Here is an 18,502-nt window from a genome sequence, read left to right as displayed (position 1 = left end):
TGTATCAGTCGCGGGTCGTGTATGCAAACAAAAACGCCCGGCCCCGGCCGCCGTTTGCGGCCGTGCGGACACCGGGCGGCTCAGTCTTCTTCAAGCGAGAGGGTGACCTTGCCTGCCGTCGGCCTGAGCAGCCGCTGGCGCACACCGGCCATCTCAAAGATTCTTCTGGCGGCGGTGAATTCGGGGGTGCCGGCGTACTTGTCGGAGAGGTAAACGACTTCCTTAACACCAACCTGGACAATAAGTTTGGCGCACTCATTGCAAGGAAAAAGTGAGACGTAGAGCGAGGCGCCGTCGAGGTCGGCCTTGTTCGAGGCGTTGGCGATGGCGTTCATCTCCGCATGGCAGACGTACGGGTACTTGGTCTCGAGGAACTCCCCCTCGCGCCCCCAGGGCAACTCGTCATCAGGGCATCCGGTCGGGAAGCCGTTATAGCCGATACCGATAATCCGCTTGTTCCTGTTGACGATACAGGCCCCCACCTGGGTGCCGGGGTCCTTGGACCGCTGGGCGGATAGCTGCGCCACGGCCATGAAATAATCATCCCAGCTCAGGTAGTCTGTCCGCTTGGTGGTCATGCTGGAAGGGATTATACGCGATGGACCGTGACAAGGAAAGGAAATTCGGGGGCGTCGCCGACTGCCCGTTGGCAGGCCGTAAAAGAAGGCAGAACCCTGTGCAGGTTCTGCCTTGAAATGCCACGGCGGCAATTATCCATGAGCGGCGTGTATGCTTACTCCTCCGCTTTCCTCTCCAGAAAGCCTTTGAGGCTCTCCAGCAGGTCGATGGGCACCGGGAAAATGATGGTGGAATTCTTCTCTACGGCGACCTCCGTCAGAGTCTGCAGGAAACGAAGCTGAATAGCGTTGGGCGCGGTGGCGATAACCTTGGCCGCCTCGGTGAGCTTTGCAGCCGCCTGGAACTCACCCTCGGCGTGAATAACCTTGGAGCGCCGTTCGCGCTCGGCCTCGGCCTGTCGCGCGATGGCCCGGGTCATCTCGGGCGGCAGGTCGACGTTCTTGACCTCCACCACCGAGACCTTGATGCCCCACGGCTCGGTCTGGTCGTCGATAATGTGCTGCAATTCGGCGTTGATTTTCTCGCGGTTGGCCAGGAGGTCGTCCAGTTCCACCTGCCCCAGCACGGAGCGGAGAGTAGTCTGTGCAATCTGCGACGTGGCCTCGAAGAAACTCGCGACCGAAACGATCGCCTTGTTGGCGTCCATCACCTGGAAATACAGCACCGCGTTCACTTTTACCGAAACGTTGTCCTTGGTGATTACGTCCTGGGGCGGGATGTCGTAGGTGATGACACGCAGGTCGACGCGAACCATCTTATCGACGACCGGGATCAGAATGATCAGCCCGGGGCCTTTGGCGCCGATCAGACGCCCGAGACGGAATATAACTCCGCGCTCGTACTCCCTGAGGATCTTGATCATACTGAACAGGAGCCAGAGCCCGACGAAGACAATCAGGACAATGATGGGTAACAACTGCATGGTTGCACTCCCCAGTTTAGGATTGAATTCTTTTGACTTTCAGAGTCAGGTTCTCTATGCCGGTCACCTCCACCTTCATACCGGCTTCGAGCGGCTCGTCACACTCGGCCGCCCACAACGCCCCGTTCAGATACACGTATCCGGCGCGCCGCACCTCGGCCTTCTTGCCGACAAATCCCTCGTGGCCGATAAACGGCCGGTTGCGGGCAGCCTTCACTATCAGGTACAGCACCACCGACATGATGAGCCCGACCAGGGCGGCCAGCGTAATCAACAGTGACATTGACACTTTTAACTCCGGGTCGACGGTATCGACAAGCATAAGTCCTCCGAGAAAGAACGAGATAATCCCGCCGATAGTCAATAAGCCATGGGAAACGACCTTGATCTCCGCAATGAAGAAAACAATGGAGAGCAGGATAAGCCCCACGCCGGCGTAGTTGATCGGCAGCGTTTGCGAGGCGTAAAAGGCCAGAAGGAGTGAGATGGTGCCGACCACGCCGGGGAGAATGGCTCCCGGGCTGTACAGTTCGAGCATGATGCCCATGATGCCGATCGAGAAGAGAATCAGCACAATGTCCGGGCTCGTAATGACCTCGAGAAAACGCTGCACGAAAGTCGGCTTGATCTCCTCCGTGTAGACGTTGGCCAGGGCCAACTCCTTCGTACCCCAGGGAAGCTCGACTTCTCGACCATCGAGCTGCTCGAACAGGTCATCGAGGTCCTCGGCCACGATATCGATGACGTTCTCCTCCAGCGCTTCAGTACTTGTGATGGAGACGGATTCGCGGACGGCTCTTTCGGCCCAGTCAGCGTTGCGGCCGTGCTTTTCGGCGGCGGCCCGGATCTGCGCCACGGCGTCGTTGGTGACTTTTTCGTTCATCACGGAATCGACTTTTTCAGACGTGCCGTAGACCGGGTGAGCGGCGCCGATGTTGGTCGAGGGCGCCATAGCGGCAATGTGCGAGGCGTACGTCATATACACGCCCGCCGATCCGGCCCGCGCGCCCGGAGGGGCAACGTACATGCACACCGGCACGTCGCTGTTCAGGATGTTCTTGCAGATCGACCAGGTCGCCTTGGTAAACCCGCCCGGCGTGTCGAGCATTATAACCAGCAGCTCGGCATCATCGTCTTCGGCCTGCTGTACGGCGTCGGCGATGCGGGCATCCGTTACAGCCCCGATGGCCCCGTCAATGGTCAGGATATAGACCAGCGACGTCGCCGTATCCTGTTCCAGGGCCACGGCCAGGAGCGGCAGGCGGCCCTGGTGCTGCGCGGGCGCCGAAACGTATGTCCCGAGGCAGACTACCAACAGGCCGACGACCATAACTAACAATCTGATTTTCATATGATTTCCTATGAGTTCTCAAGTAATATGTCTGGGTCTCAAACAGATGTCAATTCAAAAGGGCTGCCGCTGTCGCGCTATAATGCAAGCGATGAGTGGCAATAGACTACCCTGCCGTCAAGAATGGTCGCCAGCACCTCCGTGTCGCGGATCCGCGTCGGGGCAACGCGGGTTATATCCTGGCTGAGGACCACCAGGTCGGCCGGGTAACCGGGCAGCAGGTAGCCGCGGCAGTGCTCCTGGCCACAGGCCACGGCCGGCCCGACCGTGAAACGATAGAGAGCTTCGGACGCCTTGATGCGCTGATCCGGGTAGAACACGTCTCGTGAGCCGGGACGGGCACGCCGGGCGGCGGCCGCGATGCCCGCCATGGGGTCAAGCAGCTCGATGGGCGCATCGGAACCGAAGGCAAGATCAACGCCGCGATCTATCAGGGTACGAAAGATAAAGGCGTTGGCACCCCGCTTTCCCCAGTACTTGCGAATCATGTGCATATCCGACGGGCAGTGTGACGGCTGCATCGATGCCACCACCTTGAGACGCCTGATTCGCGAGATATCCCGCCGCCAGAGCAATTGCAGGTGCTCGATGCGGTGGCGGGCTCCCGCCGGAAGAGCCACGTTCATCTCAAAGGCATCCAGAACGTTCGCCACGGCCTTGTCACCGATCGCATGTATAGCACACGGCAGACCGAGCCGGGCGGCCGACCGGATGATCTTCTTCATATCCGCAACCGACGTTGCTTCAATACCGCGATCGCCTCCAGTGCCGATATAGGGATCAAAACAGAGCGCCGTCTGACTTCCCAGCGATCCGTCCGCGAAAACCTTGACGCCGGCAATGCGCAGGAAGTCATCCCCGCAGCCATACCGTGTACCGGTCCGGCGCAGTTCCGGCAGCAGGCGGGCGGCCGGGTAGTAATTGATCCGCAGGCCGAGCCGTCCTTTCAGGGCCAGATCGTTGAAGAATGCAAAACCGTCGGGACCGTCGAACGAGTGCACCGCCGTCACGCCTTTGCGGTACGCATGCTGCAAGGCCTGGCGGTAGCGACGCTGGACGGTCTGCGGGGAAGGCGGGTCGATGCAGGCAAGGACGGGGTCATATGCGGCCTGCTCCCGGAAAATGCCCGACGGCGTACCGTCGGCCAGTCGGTCGATTTTTCCCCCGGCCGGATCGCGAGTATCTTTGCCGATACCGGCGATCTCCAGGGCGCGGCTGTTGACCCACACCGAATGCTGGTCTTTTGAAAATATGAAGGCGGGGCGGCCGCCGGTCACGGCGTCCAATACGTACCGGTCCGGCTCGACGCGCCGTGTGAAACGATCGGGCGAGTAGCCGTCTCCCAGGACCCACTCGGACTTTCGGCATTGTCTGGAAAAGGTCCTTATCTTTTCCAGGCAGGCCTCGAGTGATTCCAGGCCGTCGAGCGAAACGCGCCCCAGGGAAAGGGCAAAGTAGTAGAAATGCGCGTGGGCATCGACTAAACCCGGGACTATCGTGCGCCCCCCCAGATCGACTTTCGCGTACGCTTTGAAGTCGGGGTCCTGCTCCAGGCGATTGCCGACGGCGATTACACGATGGCCACAGACGGCCAGTGAGTCGACCACGAGACCGAATGCCTGCGTGTAGATACGGGCATTGAAAAACAGCGTTCTCGCCTTCATCCGTCACCTTTGATGCGGACGTCCCCGTCACGGCGAGTCACACCGAGCCGGTCCGTCTCTTCCAGAATGGGGATGGCATACTTGCGGGTGTACCCGAAACGGTCACGGAGTTCGGCCACGGTGAGTTTGTCCTGCTGTTTCAGCCGTTCGCGGATGAACTGAACCGTTTCCTCCCACACGCCGGTGAGAAAGACGAACTCCGAACCGCACTTATGACCTTCACGGGTGTCAAGGATATACTTTATTGCGTGCTGGTAGATTTTGCCGGCCGACGCAAGCTCGGCGAGCGACGGCGGGGCGTAGGGGTTACCGGCCAAAGCGGCCATGATCTCGTCGTAGGCCTGCTTGATAACGCCCTTGAGCGCCATGGTGCGTCCGGCAGGATTGAACTCGTCGCCGACAAGGACCAGCAAACCGCTTTCGACCATGTACCGGACGATGACCTCGAGAACCGGCATCGGATGCGAAGAGAGCCCCTTGATGCGGTCCATGGGCAGCCCCTTGAGGTGCGGGTTGGCCTCCAGTTCTCGATCTATTCCCGCCTTGAGTTCGGCGACCGCACGATCCAGCAGGTCCCGGTGGTATACGTATTCACGGAAATGCCCAAGCACGCCGTCCTTTGTCAGGCGTGCCACATTCTCCCGGATCTCATCCGGCGAAAGATCCGCCTCCCCAAGAAGATGCCGTGATTCTGCCAGGCAGCGTTTCTCCAGTTCCGAGACAACCAGGTCCGGGAGCGAGCCTTCAACGCGCTTTCGCAGGTAGCCGTAGGCGGCAAGTTCCTTGCGGCGTGGGAACTTCTCGAGGTGGTCCAACACAGTGCCGCCGCCCACGGTGACCATGGGTGTGGGCAGGCGCATCACGTAACGGTCTCCGACCAGCGTATGCAGGGGGCTGTCGGGTTTGAGGAAGACGATTCCCCGTTGCCCGGGTTTCACCTGGCGCTGTTCGAAAATGCGGATTTCCCCCTCCGTCTCAGACGTACCTACGATAACGACGACATGTCGGCGATCCGAAAGCGCAACCGGAGATTCCGGCAGCACTTCAAGCGACAGGGCCAGGACGGGATGCTCCAGGAAGAACCGGGCGTCGGTGCGGTCGGTTATCACGCCGCCGCGGACGAGCTTCTCCCGGTCGATCCCGGTGAAAGATACGGCCGTCCGTTGACCGGGCATCACGGCCGCAACCTCCTCGTTCCGGGACTGGAGTGTCCTGATCTTGGCCGTCACCATGGCGGGCCACACGAGCACACTCTGGCCCACCGAAAAGGCTCCGCCGCGCAGCGTCCCGGTGACGACGCCGCCGATACCCGGCCGGATGAATGACCGATCTATGTAGAGGCGCGCCTTGCCACGGTCTTTGCGACTCTCGATTTGGGTGGGCAGGGCGTCCAGGAGCCGGGTCAGCGCTTCGAAACCTTCCCCCGTCTCGGCGGAGACCCTGACCACGGGAGCGTCAGCCAGAAAGGAGCCGGCCACTCTCTGACGGATATCGTCCTCAAGCAGCCCTATCCAGTCCGGCTCGGCGAGATCAATCTTGTTGATGACAATGAGGCCGGTTCTGACGCCGAGCAGCTTGGTGATCTGGAAATGTTCCTGGCTCTGCGGCATCCAGCCGTCATCGGCGGCAATCACCAGCATGACGGCATCGATGCCGCCGGCCCCGGCGATCATGTTCTTGACGAAACGCTCATGTCCCGGCACGTCCACCAGCGCGAGGTCCTCACCGGCGGGCGTGCGGTAGAAAGCGAAGCCGAGGTCTATGGTCATTCCGCGGGCTTTTTCTTCAGGCAGGCGATCCGGATCGGAGCCGGTCAGTCGTTTGACGATGGCCGACTTGCCGTGGTCGATATGTCCCGCCGTGCCGATGACGATCATGGTGCCGCATCCCCACGGTTCACGTGATCACCTGCCGGATCGCCGAAATCAGCACATCCAGGTCCTGGACGTCGACCGCCTTGAGGTCGAGCAGAAAGCGGTCCTTTTCCACCCTGCCGACTATCGGCGGATCGCCCGCGCGCAGTCGAGACATGAGCATGCCGGGGTCGTACTTGTTGGAGAACTCCAAACCCACGGAAGGGATTTCGGATTCCGGCAGGGCGCCGCCGCCCATGAAGGCCGGCGTCTCACGAACAGTCACGCCGTCCGGGTTGCCGAGCCTGGCAAGGACCGCAGCCGCGCGTTTCTTCAGTTCGCCAACGGGAACAGACAGCAGCGACCACAACTTGATGTCCGAGCAGTGCGTGCCGTTAAGGTAGATCGCAAGCAGGCGTTCCAGGACGGCGAAGACGACCTTGTCGACGCGCACCGTCCGGAAAATCGGGTTCTTTTTGACGCGGGCTATCAGGTCGGCGCGTCCCACGATGAGGCCCGCCTGCATGCCGCCGAGCATCTTATCGCCGGAGAAGCAGGTCAGGTCGGCCCCGGCCCGGACTGACTGCTGCACAGTCGGCTCCGCGTAGCCAAGGACGTCCCGAGTCGGGATAAAGACGCCGCTGCCGAGGTCATTCACCACCGGCAGCTCGAATTTTCTGCCGAGTCCGATGAGCTCCTTTAACGGCACTTCCTGAGTGAAGCCTGCCTGAATGAAATTACTCTTGTGCACTTTCAGTATCATGGCGGCACCGGCGGCCGCAGCCGCCTCGTAGTCGGAGACGGTGGTGATATTGGTCGTGCCGACCTCAACCAGGGCCGCTCCCGAACGCTTCAGGATGTCGGGGATACGAAAGCCGCCGCCGATCTGGACCAGTTCACCCCTCGAGATGATGACTTTTCGCCGGTTGGCCAGCGTGTTGAGGATAATGAAGAGCGCGGCCGCACAGTTGTTCACAACGGTCGCAGCCTCGGCCCCCGAAAGCGTCGCCAGGTACGACTCGCAGGCAGAACCGCGTTCTCCCCTCGCGCCCCGGTCAAGATCGAATTCAACGTTGCCGTAACCGAGGACCGTCTCTTTAACGGCGTCGAACAACTCCTCCGACAGCGGCGCCCGTCCGAGATTCGTATGCACGATGATCCCGGATGCATTGATAACGCGCCGAATCTCTCTTCGTTTAGCCTGCGTCAGTCTGGTGCGTAACGCGCCATGCAGCTCTTCCACGGTGATACCAGCCGCCTGGCCCTTCAACCGGGTTTTGAACGATGCCACCGTCTGCTTTACGATCTCGGCGGCCACCGGTCGCGGCAGCGAAGCGATCTCGCGCCGCAGCGAAGGCGCCTGCAGCAATTCCTCCACGGAAGGGAAATCGCGAAGTCTGGTTATTTCAGTTTTGGCCATGACGATGTGTAGACGATCTGCGCCAGCAGGCGGCCGACGTTCTCGAGCGACTCGGCCGAACACCGATCCGGGCGATCGTACTCCGTATGCCAGTAAGGGTAGTCGAAATCCACTATCAGCACGGCCGGCACGCCGCCGACGTTCAGCGACAGGTGGTCATCCATCATGGCATGCCGGGTGGTATCCTGAAAGGTCGAGAGGTTCAGTTGCCTGGCCGTGCTCCAGACGAAATCGTTCAGCTCGGTAACAAACTTCTGCGAGAACTCCTCGCGGAAAATCTCCTGGTTGGCATCACCGACCATATCGACGACAATGCCGAAACGATACCGGTCGCGAATCCCCGAGGCGGCAAAGTGCCTGGAGCCCAGCAGATAGTACTCGTCATCGCCCAAACGGCCCCAGTCCTCTCCGTCGACGAGAACAAGGTCGAGGTTGCACCGGGGCGGCCTTTCCGCCATGAGATTGCCGAGTTCCATGAGCACCGCCACCCCTGACGCGCCGTCATTGGCACCGTCAATGGGCTGATCCCTGAGAGTGGAATCAAAGGCGTAGTCGGTGCGCGGGCGACTGTCGTAGTGAGCCATCAGCACGATGCTGCGCGCCGCATCGTCGGTCCCGTGAAACCGGGCTATGACGTTGACCAGTGGGACGTCACTGCGCGAGTATGGATCGTAAAACGAGAACGATTGAGAGTCGACCTCGAAGCTCAGCGACTGAAAATGCCGGACAAGGTAGCTCCGGCAGGCTTCGGACGCCTCGGTGCCGGGCACCCGTGGTCCGAATTCGACCTGGCCGACCAGGTAACTAAAGGCACGTTGGCCGTTGAACTCAGGCGGCACGACGTCTTGTTTTGAACAACCGAACATGAGTGACATGACAAAGCACTGTAGCAGGACGGACCTCAGCATTGCGAAATTTAGACCGAACTCGCGGGCCATGTCAAACGAAAAGATGTTAGAAGCGGATTTCCGCCGATATCCGCAACTCCCGGATGTGACTCTTGCGGTTCGACTTGATGTCGTTGGAGTCCTCCCAGCGGCCCGTCAACCCGCCCTGAATCTGTTGGCTGAACTGATACTTGATGTCGGGGCTGACGGAGAACTTCGACTTATCAGTACCCACCGCCCAGTTGCCGCCGACCTGCTTGGTTTCGCTCCTGTCGGCGTTGAACTGTACGTTGACGCTGATCGACATCGTGGATTTGAACTTCAACCGGCCAAGCAGCGGTATACCGATACCGCCCGGGGAACTGAAGGAATACTTTGAAGTGAAAGCAAGGGTCTTTTTCGTCGACCGTGTCTCAGATTGCAGTTTGCCGTTGGTGGGGTTGAATCGCTCCGAAAGGGCATTCGTCAGCGTATAGGAGCCGGTGATGGACAGTGCGCGGAGCACCTTGAAATTAAGCGCCAGAACGGGGTTGCGGCCGATGGTCTCAGTCCGACTCGTGACAAAGCCGCCGTCGATATTGTAGTCTTCGTTGATCTGCCGGCTGAAGCCGGTGCGCGGCGAGAATATCCTGATAAAGGAATTGAGAAATTTCTTGATAAGCGGGAAGTACGTAAACTGACTGATGCGGATACCCAGTTCAGGCCAGCCGGTTGACCGGCGTTCCAGACGGTCTCCGCTGACCTTGATCAGATCTCGAGTGATGTTCCGCCTAAAGCTGACATCGGTGGCGATGCCGCCCAACAGTTTGAAACCGGATCCCAGGTCATACCCGATCCCCTCATTGGCCGAGGGACTGCGGCTGTTGGTGATTCGCGGAACATCGGACTCATCACTCAGGCCGAATCGATATCCCAGTGACGGCCGCTCCAGCATGGCCGGTACCGAATTCTTGTAGCTCTCGGAATAATTGTAGCTGAGCGGGTTAATCCAACCGGTCAGAAAGCGCAGCACCGCCAGGGCTGGATCATAGAAGGGCTTACCCTTCGCTTCGGTCGGCTCCGACGGCGCCCCGCGGGCACCGCCCCGGACGGTGCGTGTCAACCCGCCACGTCGCGCCGAACCGCCAAGGAGGTCAAGGTGCCGGAACGACCCGCCCACGGACCAGCTTCGCGACAGGCCGGAATTCAGGGACTCCGAAGAGCGATCCCAGTTGTCATTGTACGCCGCAGTGTACTGCAACTTTGAACTGATAAACGAGACCAGCGAGGCATCGTAGTTGGCTTTGAACGACTGGTTGTAGTTCGTCTCCAGGCCGAGCTTGGGATCCTTCAGCGAGAGCCTCACCAGGTCGGGGTCGGAAAGGTCGCGCTTGGTGGAATACGTGAGCGAAGTTGTCAGGTTGTCAAAGATCTTGTAGCTCATGTTCATGCGACCGTCAAAATCGCGCCGCAGGGAGGACCGGCGATTACGGTCCTGATCTTCGGTGATGGACATGGAGCGATTGAACGTACCTGTCCAGCGCCAGTTGTTGGGAAACAGGTACAGCTTTGAGTCACGGGTCTTCTTGAGAATGGGAATCCATTTGGTCCAGGCAAAAACCCGGAGGCCAACGGGTGTCTTCATGCCCATGTCATACTCGGAACGGGCATTGTAGTTCTCGGCAAAGCTGTAAGGGTTATTGACCGACGTCCGGAAGGTGCGAGTATATGAAAAGCTGACCTTCTGACGGTTCAGAAGAACGCTGAAGAGCGGGTTTCTGCCCTTGTACCCGAACGACTCGGAGACACTGAAGCGTCGACTTTCGTTCAGAGATTTTTCGGCCTTCCGGACTTCTTCGGGCAGGACAATGTCGGAGTTTGTGCGCAGCAGCGGCGTCGAGGTGGATTTGTTGTAAGAGAACTGGACGGGTAGGTTGGCGTTCCACGATCGCGGCAGGAACTTGTGAAGCTGGACGGTGACACTGGAGGAAAACTTACTCTCGGAGGCGCCACTGCCCAGGTTCTGGTTTGATCCTCCGCGCGTGGCCGACGAAAGACCGCGGAAGTAAGCATCTTTGTTCTCGATGCTGAACTGGTAGCTGATCAGGTCAGCCATAGTGCCGCTCACGTTGAGCCGGGCGGCCGTACCTACGTCCTTGCGCACGTCGGTGACGCGCAACTCGTCCAGCCACACCTGTCCACTGGTGGCTGAGTCACCGAGATTGACCACGCCCACGGCAAAGAGCCGCGCCTCGTTGATGTTCGGCTGTCCCACCACACGGTATGGCCCGGCGGTCGTATCCACCGGTGTCTGGGCGTCCTTTTGTCCTCTCTGGGCGGCGTCCTTCAGGGCAGTGGCGACATTAAAGTCCATATCGACGCGATTGTTGGCGTGCCAGCCGGTGTCGAGAATTACGTGGTACTCGTAGAAATTGCTCAGATCGCGCCCGACACGGAAGAAGAATAGCATGGAATCGGTCCCGGCATTATCCGGCCCGTGGACGAACATCTCCAGCCGGCGATAGCCGGAATACCGCTCCACCGTGACGAGGCTCCGGGTAACCAGCCCGATGTCGTTGGGCTGAAGGTCCTCGTAGACGAGCGCCAGCGCCCGCTGAGCCTCCGTGATCTTGTTGACCTTGTCATAGTAGCCCTCGACGCCCTCGGGCGGTTTGAAGTTGACGTTTTCCTCGTCACTGACCGAGGCCACGTAGAACTTGGATTTCGGGGGCAGGCCGGAGTCCGTCATGTTGGCCGAATCGATGATCAGGGAATCCTGCCAGTTGGCCTGAACGAAGTGCCAGGAGGCTATCTCCGAGACCACCGGCTCAGACGAGTTTTCGTCGGTTTCCAGCCAGACGCGCACATGGCTGATTCTCGCCCAGTCCGGATCGGGCGCCGTCGACCCGTCATCGTACAGCGAGACGACCGGGGTATCGAGGGCCAGGGGATCCCATATCGGGATCTGATAGGTTCTCCATCCGGCATCGTTCTTGGAGTCCTTGACGAGGAAGGTGTCACTGACCAGGGTATCAAGGTTGATATGGAAAGAGAAATACGAGTTGTCTTCCTCGAACACGCTGCCCAGCTTCTCCTCGTCGGGGATACCCAGCGCCGTCGGGTCATTGCGGTTGGCCTCGGTACCGTTGACCCACTCGTAATGGAGAAGAGAGTTCTCGTTCTCGACCGAGTCGCGGAACGCCTGTTCGTGGTCCTGGTACCGCGAGGAAGGCACGGGAGGCGGCCAGTCCCCTTCAAACCACCAGTTGTCGCCCTTCGGATCCGGGTTGTCCAGCGGATCGTACTTGTTGCCGAATTCATCAACTTCCTTTTCGTTCGCCACGCCGTCGAGTCCGACGTCCTCGTACTTGTCCACGCTCCCATTGCCGTCGATGTCCTCGGTATTCAACGTCCGGTTGCCGTCGATGTCCTCGTTGATGATGCCAAAATCGAAATGCAGCACTCCGGAGCCGCGCGCACGAACCTCGAACAACTGCACCCGCTTGGGATCGATGCGGCTGCCGAAGTAGCGCAGGATGCCGCCCCACGAGTGCGTGTACGTCGTATCCACGGTGACGGAATCCGGGCCGAGCGTGTAGGTGACGTTCTTCGGCCGGAAAATCAGCCGGAGGGGCCGCAGGGCACCCTCGCCCGGTTTCGTTTCACTCTTGTAAACTTCGTCCCACGGAATGGGCGGAACGTTGTGCCAGATCAGCTTACCGCGTTGGAAGTCCCAACTCGCCGTATCGATCGCCGGCATTGACGAGTGCGTCCAGGTGGCGCGCGTCGTCCCGAGGCTCAGCCGATCCTGCGAGCCCTCGAAATCGTCAATATAGGCGACACCATCGACATTGGGGTTGGGGCGCGACTGCGCGATTTCGCCTGACACGTTGATAGTCGACGTGGCTTCGGTCGTGATCAGCGGAAGGGCGTCAATGGCCGAGGTGATGAAGGAAGGATTAAGCCTGAAGCTGGCGTCGAAATCGAGAATCAGGGCCTGCGCCGTCTCCTGCCCTACGCGCGGCTTGCGGTCCTGCGCCTTGTCGGACTTGTACAGGACGGTCGAACCGAATCTCAGATTGTTGCTGTACTCGTACTCGGCCCGGAGACCCAGCAGTGTCTTTTTCTGCACCGCCAGGAAGGGGGCGTACTCAAACTCGATGTCGACGTCGGCATTAGGATCGGTCGCCTCGTCAGTCAACAGTGTGACCTGGCCAAAACCGTAGTCAATCTTGTAGTCACTATCTCTCTGGAGCAACTGACCGTTCAGCGTGACACGCTCTGAGCCCTCGATGATATTGGCGCGGTTCAGCCTGATAACCGAACTGCGAGCCATGGTCGAAACCTGAATATAGTACTCGCTGTACTCCGATTTCTCCGACGGGGACGTGTAGTAGTAGATGGTAGGGACCGGTTTTGCGAGCTTCGCCGATTGACTGCCGCTCTTGTCGACAAACACCGTGTCAGAAGCAAAGGGTGTCCGGTTCGGGAAAATAACGAGCCCCCACTCCGGTTCAAAGATGAGGGAACGCTCATCTATGATGTTGTCGGGCGTCTTGTCGCCCAGACGGTTGTACTGGTCGAGGCCGAGTATCTCCAGGTAGAAGTTTCTGGACGAGGTACCGCCCGCCTGATAGTCGAGCGCCGAGGAGGTCCCTTCGCGCCCGGGCAGCGCTTTGAGAACTTTGATGTTGAGGTCCTCGGCGCTGGCCCCGCGCGGGATGCGATAGCAGTTCCGCCACATCAGGGACCAGGTGGGGTGGCTGGGAGTATAGTCGACATCCAGGGCGCGCAGGTATCTCAGGTCATAGGGCTCGCCTCCCATTCGGCCGATCGTGTCTCGACGGATAAAGCCGTTGTCATCATAGCGGTCGATTTCCATATACAGCGCCAGCGCTTCGCGGCGCGGGCTGTTGAAGGCAATGAAGTGCAGATTGCGTCTGGCATCGTGCCTGATTTCATACTGCGTGCCGTCGATCTCCTTGACGCGCAGCGAATCGTAGGAACCGGTGCTCACCGAGGGGTCCATCGAGAGACGGGCCACGACGGACTGGATGCTGTCACGCTTGTCGTGCTCAAAAACGTGAATCGAGCGCACGCTGTCCTGCGGGTTGAATTCGCCTTCGTATCCGAGGTCAAAAATACGGCCTTCAACGTACTGGTAGTCACGAATGTAGGTAGCGTTCTCCTCGCCGGTAGCGGAAATCGAGGCGCGCTCCGAGGAGCCTTTCTCCTGCGAGGCAATGCCGATCAGGCGCAGGTCCCCAAGCTGGGCCTCGGCTTTGACGCCGAACAAACCTTGAATCCGCGAACTGTATCCGACAAACCTCGTATTGGGCAGAGACAGGTTGGTGTTGCCCGCCTCAATGACCTTGAGGACGTCGTCGTCATCCCCCTTGTACCGGATCTGGATGCGGTTGGCCAGCGGGATATCCGTCTGGCTGTCCTGGGACACCTTGACCGTGATCTTGGTGCCGATCGTTCCCGTGATCTGAAAGGCCGAAATCTGCTCCATGTTCAGAGACGGGAACCTCGACTGCTGAACGTTGTCGGTGTTGGCCACGTCCGTCCATTGCGACCGCCCGGAGAACGTTATCCGGCGATAGCCGGACACGCGAAGGTTACCGCCGCCCTCGCCGAAAATACGGTCGAACCGTTCCGGAAGAGCTACGCCGATGGACAGGCCGGAACCGCGGCTCCCGGCGCGGGCCTGCTGGATCGACTTCTGAACGAGTTCACTACGGTTCCGCCGCTCCATAACCCTGGTTCGGTAGTTTAGGAACTGGTCAGCGTCAACCGAGACCGGCACAAGATGCAGGTCTTGCTGATAGTGGGTGTTGAACTTGAGATACCGTTGTTCAAAACTGGCGGAATCAAGGGTGGGTGAGTACAGGAGAATACGGGAGAGCACTGCCCGGGACAGCGGATACATGGCTGCTGAGAACCGATCCGCGGTCTCGTCATAGGCAGACACCACCCGGGGAGGGTCGCTTAACGTGGCCTGAAATCCCGTCTCGGCGCCGGCCGGACACGGGATCGTGGCCGCGGCCGCCAACACGAGCACCGGGATGAACGCGATTCTGCGAAACTTGTCGTTCACCGCTTCAATCAGGGTTACAGTTCTTTAATCCGTTAAATATGCGTCGATAGCATTCCTCCCGTTTTAGAATTCGCCGACCTGGATTACTTCATCCTGTAGCTCAATGCCGAACTTCCGGCTCACACTCTCCTTCATTTTATCGGCCAGCGCACGAATATCTTTCGAGGTAGCCTCACCGTCGTTAACGATGATATTCGCGTGTAAGTCAAAAACCCTGGCATCACCGACGGACAGGTCCTTGGCCCCGGCCTCCTCCAGTAGCTTGCCTGCCGCGAGCTTGCCGTTCGGCTGCGAGGGGTCGGGGATGTTTTTGAAGAAGCAACCCGCCGACTTGCCGGTGACCGGGTGCCGGATTTCACGCTGATTCAGTATCTCATCGACCCGCGACCGGATGGCACTCGGCTCTCCAGGCTCAAGCCGGAGCCTGACCGTCACCACCACCTCACCGGTGGACTTGAGCAGGGAGTCGCGATAACCAAAGCGGCAGTACTCAGGAGTAACCGTCTTGATCTCGCCCTGACGGTCCACGAGCGTGATCTCGGCGACAACCGAGCCGATTTCTCCCCCGAAGGCTCCGGCGTTGCCGCATATTGCCCCTCCGACCGAACCCCAGATTCCCGCCGCGAACTCAAGCCCGGTAAGAGAGTTGGCGGTGGCAAAATCAACCAGCGTCATCAGGTCCTCGCCGGCTCCCGATTCAATCGCATGGCCGGGCAGCAGCTTCATGCCGCGAACGTCGACCTTGATGACCAGGCCGCCGAAACCCTCATCGGAAACCAGTACGTTGGAGCCGCCGCCAAGCAGAAAGAACGGAATACCAAGGCGCCCGGCTCCGACCACGGCCCTGGCGATCTCACCGGCAGTATTGGCCGACACGAAATAGCGTGCCCGACCACCGGTTTTGAAGCTGGTCAGGGGGGCCAGATCCCGTGCGAATTGCAGGTTGGGACCGAATGCAGCAACCAGGGCAGCTATCGGTATGTCTGGGCTAACTGAAGGCTGCTCAACCATTTTCCACCAGCTTAAATATACCGGGAATCCGCCCGAAATCAAGCCGAAATCCGGCCACTGCGGCGTCCCGGCTCCCGTTTTTCCCCCTTCTCTTATACAGTATCTCGGCGAGTAATCCTCAGGAAAGAAGACGATCAGGCGTCCTTGTCGGCTTCGGGGTTCGTGCCTTTGGGTTCGGCCTTTTCGGCCTGCTGGCTTTCAGCCGGCGAGGGTTCTTCCGCCTCGTCGCCCGGCCCGGCCCCTTTTTTCGCCTCCTCGACGAAATTCATCCGCAGTTCGTACAGAACGTGATCCAGCAGCTTGGTCTCGTCCTCGCTGAGATTGCCGCCGGTCTTGCGCTTGATCATATCGAGCATGTCAATGGTGACACGGGCTTGCGTGAGATCACGCTCGATCTTGTCGGTCAGCGGAGATGCCACCTTACCCATCTGCTGCATGGCGGCGCCGTGGAGTGAAATAACCAACTGGTAGAAGTAGACATCGTAGTTATCTGGTTGTTCGTTCATCGTAACCCTCGAGAAGGCGGGTTTGCACTGGCACAGTATCCCCCGGCCGCGGACAGACACGAAACATCAGCCACCACCAAGATTGAGACTGCGACGATCGGTCGATTCCTGCAGGTAGTTATACAGCCTCTTGAAGTCCGCGTCAAGGTCCTTTGCAGATTTGAACAACCGTTCCAGAAGGGCCCGCGACGCTTCCAGGAGGTCTTTGTCCCGCCAGAAATTGGCGGCCCGCAGTTCCGGCAGGCCGGATTGCCTTACCCCGAACATCTCGCCCGGCCCGCGCAGCTCAAGATCAGCCTCCGCGATCCTGAATCCGTCGCTGCACTCAGCCAGGTACTCCAGCCGTCGGCGGGCGATATCGGTGATGGGCGGATGCGCGATCGCCGCGACGGTGGACTGTTTCTCCCCACGACCGACGCGTCCCCGCAACTGGTGGAGTTGGGCCAGGCCGAAACGCTCCGCGTGTTCAATAATCATCATCGTCGCGTTCGGGTTATCTATCCCTACCTCGATGACGGTCGTGGCCAGCAGAACGTCGATCTCACCTTCACGAAATCGCGCCAGGATGATGTCCCGCTCGGCCTGCTTGACCCGGCCGTGGATCAGGGCCAGGCGCAGGCCCTTCAGCGGGCCGCCCGAAAGCTCATCAAACGCGTCCTGGACGTTCTGCAGATCAAGCTGGTCGGACTTTTCGATCAGGGGATAGATGATGTATACCTGGCCGGAACGGGACACCTCGTCGCGGACAAACCCGTAAATCGCCGGCAGGGCGTCCGCCGTTCGCCACACCGTGCGGACAGGTTTGCGTCCCGGCGGCATGACATCAATCGTGGAGATATCCAGGTCGCCGTACAGGGTCAGGGCAAGAGTTCTCGGAATCGGCGTGGCGGTCATCACGAGCAGGTCCGGATTGTCACCCTTGGCGTAAAGCTTGCCTCGCTGCTCGACACCGAACCGATGCTGCTCATCAATAATAACCAGGCCGAGCTTTGGGAACGAGACGTAGTCGTAGATCAGGGCGTGCGTGCCGAACAGAATGTCCACATCGCCGTCGGCGCATCGCCCGGCCACGTCCCTTTTCTGCGCCTGCCTGAGGCTGGAGGTCAGCAACGCCGCCCGGACGCCGGAGGCCGCCAGTCCGGGACTCCAGTTACGGAAATGCTGCTCCGCAAGGATCTCCGTGGGGGCCATGAAGGCGGTTTGCAGCCCGCTTTCGGCAGCATGGACGGCCGCAATGACAGCCACTACGGTCTTGCCGCAGCCGACGTCACCGTGCAGCAGCCGCGACATGGGGCGGGGTCTCCCCTGGTCGGATAAGATCTCCCTGACGGACTTCTTCTGCGCACCGGTCAGGGAAAAGGGGAGTTCCCGGCTGAACACACGCAGCATTTCACCCGGCTCGACGTAGGCGTGCCGCTTGACGACGGTGTCCTTTTTGCCCTTGCTGCGGAAGACAAGAAACTGCAACGACAGAAGCTCGTCAAAGGCCAGCCGTCTCCGGCAGCGCTCAATCTGGTCCCGGCTGTCCGGGTAATGGATCTTCTCAACGGCGTCGTGCAGGGTGGGCAATCCCAACTCTTCGTGCTCACGGCGCGGCACCGGGTCCGTGATCCGCTCGCGGAGATGGTCAAAAACAAAGGACGTCAGCGAGCGAATCCCCTTGCTGCCCAGACCGGCTTTGGTCAACACCGACGTCTGCGGGTACACGGGAATGATGCGCCCGGCGTGAACCATCCGATCCGAATCGGCGTCGAGCCGCTCCAGGTCCGGGTGGATCATTTGATGGCCGCGGAAATAAGACACCGTACCGGTGGCGGCGAATTTCTGACCCTTCCTGAACAAACGCTCCCAGTACCTGAGACCGGCGAAGAACGTCAGCGTAATCGCACCCGTACTATCATCAAGAATAACCTCGTAGTGGGAACGGCGTCCGCGCAGAACCCCGTGCGCCCTGACCTCGCCGATGACAGTGGCCGAATCGTCTATCCGCAGCCGGTCGATGGGCACGACATTGGTACGATCGAGGTAATGGCGGGGGTAGTAGAAAAGCAGATCGCGGACCGAATGCAGGCCGTGCTTTGCCAGCGCCTCAGCTTTCCTCGGCCCTACACCCTTGATATACTGAAGCGGCGAATTCAGCTTTAGTTCAGCCACACTCGGAGTGTGCCGTCCGATGGCGGCAAAGTCAATTACAATCTGCCGGCGTGGAAGGTCATGATCACACAAGAAT

The 18,502-nt window shown here is 59.7% G+C and carries 11 protein-coding genes; all 11 read right to left on the bottom strand.

All coding sequences use genetic code 11. The annotated features are described in order from the left end of the window. Positions 1–80 precede the first annotated feature (80 nt). Positions 81–578: a dCMP deaminase family protein gene (locus VMY05_09265; protein HUV31261.1), complete on the bottom strand. Its 498-nt coding sequence runs from the start codon at positions 576–578 to the stop codon at positions 81–83. A gap of 155 nt (positions 579–733) precedes the next feature. Next, positions 734–1,501 carry a slipin family protein gene (locus tag VMY05_09260; GenBank protein HUV31260.1) on the bottom strand — a complete coding sequence of 256 codons (768 nt, stop codon included), beginning with the start codon at positions 1,499–1,501 and terminating at the stop codon, positions 734–736. Positions 1,502–1,517: 16 nt separating this feature from the next. Continuing rightward, the gene (locus VMY05_09255) at positions 1,518–2,852 is read right to left on the bottom strand and encodes a nodulation protein NfeD (GenBank protein ID HUV31259.1); all 1,335 of its coding nucleotides are present in this window, start codon (positions 2,850–2,852) and stop codon (positions 1,518–1,520) included. A gap of 77 nt (positions 2,853–2,929) precedes the next feature. Then, entirely contained in the window at positions 2,930–4,516 is a 1,587-nt protein-coding gene (locus tag VMY05_09250) for an amidohydrolase (GenBank protein HUV31258.1), read from the bottom strand. Beyond that, positions 4,513–6,393, bottom strand: coding sequence for a selenocysteine-specific translation elongation factor (selB, locus tag VMY05_09245; protein ID HUV31257.1), 1,881 nt, complete (start codon positions 6,391–6,393; stop codon positions 4,513–4,515). The genes VMY05_09250 and selB overlap by 4 nt, the downstream gene beginning before the upstream one ends. A gap of 19 nt (positions 6,394–6,412) precedes the next feature. Next, a complete protein-coding gene (gene selA, locus VMY05_09240; protein HUV31256.1) occupies positions 6,413–7,789 on the bottom strand; it encodes an L-seryl-tRNA(Sec) selenium transferase in 1,377 nt (458 codons plus the stop codon). Further along, positions 7,771–8,697 carry a M28 family peptidase gene (locus VMY05_09235; GenBank protein HUV31255.1) on the bottom strand — a complete coding sequence of 309 codons (927 nt, stop codon included), beginning with the start codon at positions 8,695–8,697 and terminating at the stop codon, positions 7,771–7,773. Before VMY05_09235 ends, selA begins: the two co-directional genes overlap by 19 nt. Positions 8,698–8,743: 46 nt before the next feature. Next, positions 8,744–14,755 carry a cell surface protein SprA gene (gene sprA / locus VMY05_09230; GenBank protein ID HUV31254.1) on the bottom strand — a complete coding sequence of 2,004 codons (6,012 nt, stop codon included), beginning with the start codon at positions 14,753–14,755 and terminating at the stop codon, positions 8,744–8,746. Positions 14,756–14,818: 63 nt separating this feature from the next. Beyond that, the gene (gene murB, locus VMY05_09225) at positions 14,819–15,766 is read right to left on the bottom strand and encodes a UDP-N-acetylmuramate dehydrogenase (GenBank protein ID HUV31253.1); all 948 of its coding nucleotides are present in this window, start codon (positions 15,764–15,766) and stop codon (positions 14,819–14,821) included. Positions 15,767–15,900: 134 nt separating this feature from the next. Next, on the bottom strand, positions 15,901–16,272 hold the full coding sequence (locus VMY05_09220; protein ID HUV31252.1) for a DUF1844 domain-containing protein: 372 nt from the start codon (positions 16,270–16,272) through the stop codon (positions 15,901–15,903). A gap of 66 nt (positions 16,273–16,338) precedes the next feature. Further along, positions 16,339–18,426, bottom strand: a complete 2,088-nt coding sequence (gene recG / locus VMY05_09215; protein HUV31251.1) for an ATP-dependent DNA helicase RecG — start codon at positions 18,424–18,426, stop codon at positions 16,339–16,341. Positions 18,427–18,502: the final 76 nt, after the last annotated feature.

It is taken from the genome of Acidobacteriota bacterium, from assembly GCA_035529075.1.
Lineage (GTDB): Bacteria > Zixibacteria > MSB-5A5 > GN15 > FEB-12 > DATKXK01.
Note: the sequence above shows the minus strand (reverse complement) of the source record. Positions and strands in the feature narration are given on the sequence as shown.